This is a genomic window from Algoriphagus namhaensis (assembly GCF_042649705.1).
Lineage (GTDB): Bacteria > Bacteroidota > Bacteroidia > Cytophagales > Cyclobacteriaceae > Algoriphagus > Algoriphagus namhaensis.
Genome location: NZ_JBHRZS010000004.1, coordinates 1 through 2962, shown reverse-complemented (window position 1 = coordinate 2962; position 2962 = coordinate 1). Strand labels below are relative to the sequence as shown.

Sequence of the window (2962 nt, the reverse complement as noted above, 5' to 3'; positions counted from 1 at the left end):
TCACGGTGACCAATACAGGCAACGTGACCTTAAGCGATGTAACAGTAGAAGATCCGTTGACAGGCTTGAATACAAATGTTGGAGACTTGGCACCGGGTGAAAGTGCAACGGTAGTAACCAGCTATACGATTACGCAAGCAGATGTTGATGCAGGTTCTGTGACTAATGCTGCGACGGGCACTGGTCAGACACCAGACGGTGGAGGCATATCTGGCGGTGGTCAGGTAACGGTACCAGCAGGGCAAGTGCCTTCTATAGAAATTCTAAAAGAAGCGGATAAGTCCAGTGTCTCAGAAGTGGGTGAAGTCATCACTTACACATTGACTGTGACTAACACTGGTAATGTTGCCTTGACAGATGTAAGCATTGAAGATCCAAAGCTTTCTTACAGTGAGAATATAGGAGATTTGGGAGTTGGTGAAAGCCAACAAATTACTCTGACCTATATTGTAACTATTTCGGATATTCTAGACCAAGGGGACATCCTCAATGTAGCTGAAGTAGATGGCACCTTTGAAAGTTTAACAGTGGAGGCAGAAGATGGGGCAGTAGTTTCGATCTTGTGTGATGACCGAACGTTACTTACTGGTATTGTCTTCAATGAAGATAATAGTACCCCATTGGCTAATGTTCCAGTCATGATTTCTGAAGTTGGATCAGAGTCAGGAGTTCTATATTTAACTGATAGCGAAGGTCGATTTACAGCAACGGATATTCCAGAAGGAGACTACAGAGTTCAAGTGATCGATCGTCAGTTGAATAAAGTGGAGCGTTTATTCGCTTCAAATGGAAATACCCAAGTGCTTACTTTAACTAACTGCGATTATACCTCAATAGAATTCCCATATAGCGAACGCCTTGGTGGATTAGGCACTAAACGAGTGATTGAAGGCTTCGTTTGGTACGATCTTAACGGTGACGGTATAGAGAACGAATGGTTTGATGCGAATAACGATGGTATAGTAAGTGAAAACCCAATTGTACCAGGAGGTCAAATCGATCTAAATACTTGGGAGTGGTTTGATTTCAATGGAGATGGAAGGTATGATGGGCCAGAAAATGAAGGTGAGTTAAACCGAGCTGGATTTGGTAATCCGAATGGTCAAAATCTTGAGATTCAGGGGCCAAATGGTTACGTAACTAACGAAACTGTTTCTCAACTTGGATACTGGACTCATGTGTTACCGGGTAATGTGCCATTCGGCGAGTTTACCATTACTCTAGAACCAGATGCTGAATTTGCTGCAAATGGATTTACACTGGCCAGTAGTGGCTTGGTGAAAGTGCTACCAGAGTCAGATGCTAGAATGACTCAGGTGAATGAAATTTTCTGTGAATTCACTACTCCGAAGACGCTTACTCAGATATTTAGTGCGACCGAACCTAATGACTTTGATTTTGGTCTAAGGTGCTTGGAGGGCTCACCAAATGAGATCATAGCAAATGACGACCTATTCGGAGAATTCTTCTTGAGTTTTGGCGGGGTACTTGGAAATATTCTGGATAATGATCTTTTGGCTGGTCAGCGACCAAATTCAGAGGATGTAGAAATCACCATTACTGATGTTGGAGGACTACTCGGAATAAGTGTGGATGCAAACGGAGATCTAGTCTTGTTGCCAGGGCTCAATCCTGTGGGTACTTATACTTTGACCTATACCTTGGGAGAAGTTGCCTTCCCTGATAATACCGACGATGCGATTATTGTGATTACGATTATCAATGATCAAGTCGATCTAGGAGTGGAGAAGACTAGTTTCGAGGCAGAAATTTATGAAGGGGACGAGTTTGTCTATGAAGTGGTACTATCCAATCTCGGAGACACAGATGCTAGAGAGGTGACCTTGGTAGACGATTTGCCTCAAAATTTAACCTATTTAAGTTCTGAGGTAACATCAAATGCCTCGGGAGCTGAGGTGTCCTTGGCCGTGACAGGCAGCCGATTGACATGGACTATTCCATTCTTTGAAGCCGATGCGACCATTACTTTCAATATATTGGTGAAGGCGGGTGACCCAGGCTTGATAACGAATACTGCTGAGGTGGATTCTCCAGCGGATGACATCAATGAATTGAACGATGTGGATGATGATGTAAATGAAATACTTCCATTCCGTATCCCGAATGTCATTACCCCTGGCAAAATAGATGGTGATAATGACATCTTCGAAATTCTAGGTATTGGCAAATTCGTGAGCAATGATATCGTGATTTTCAACCGTTACGGAGACCATGTATTGGAAACTGAAAACTATCAAAACGACTGGGATGCTCCTGGTCAGGTATCAGGTACCTATTTCTACATCTTTACTGGTGTGGATAAAGATGGAAAAGTGCATGAATTCAGAGGTTGGATTCAGGTAATTAAAGAATAAGCAAAAGCCTATCGCTATGAAAGTAATTATTAATCGACTCATATTAATCCTTTTTGTAAGTGTTGCCGGTTCGCAGACTGGNAATGAGGGTACGATGGGTTTTGGATTTTCGCTGATGAGCGACAATTTGGGACCTGCTCGTACGACAGGCGGCTTGCTGACCTATGCGTATCGAATCCAGACGGGCAAGAAGAGCTGGTTAGGATTGGGAGTGAGTGCAGGGGTGAGTGAGTATGCGATCGACGGCAACTTGTTGGATCCGAATGATTTTCCGGACAGTGAGATTCCTGTAGGGACGATCAATTTGTTCACGCCGAATCTGAATACGGGTTTATTTTTCCATAACGACAAGTTTTATGCGGGTTTCAGTGTGTACAACATGATCGGTAAGAAATCCTTGGAGAAAGAAGATGTGGCTTTGGCGTATCACGACTTCCATTACTACCTGACGGCGGGTTACCTGCTGGACTTGGGAGAGACGGTGAAGTTCAAGCCGAGCTTCTTGATCAAGGAAGTGAAAGGAGCTCCGACGAATTATGATATCAATGCGATGTTCCTGTTTTATGAGCGGATTTGGGTGGGAGGTT

The 2962-nt window shown here is 43.6% G+C and carries 1 protein-coding gene and 1 pseudogene; both read left to right on the top strand.

The window, feature by feature from the left end; translation table 11 throughout:
* Positions 1-2375 (top strand): DUF7507 domain-containing protein (locus ACFOSV_RS03640; protein WP_377903508.1); only part of this gene is annotated, 2375 nt, incomplete at its 5' end.
* Positions 2376-2454: 79 nt separating this feature from the next.
* Positions 2455-2962 (top strand): annotated as a pseudogene (locus ACFOSV_RS03635) (PorP/SprF family type IX secretion system membrane protein); the annotation flags it as partial.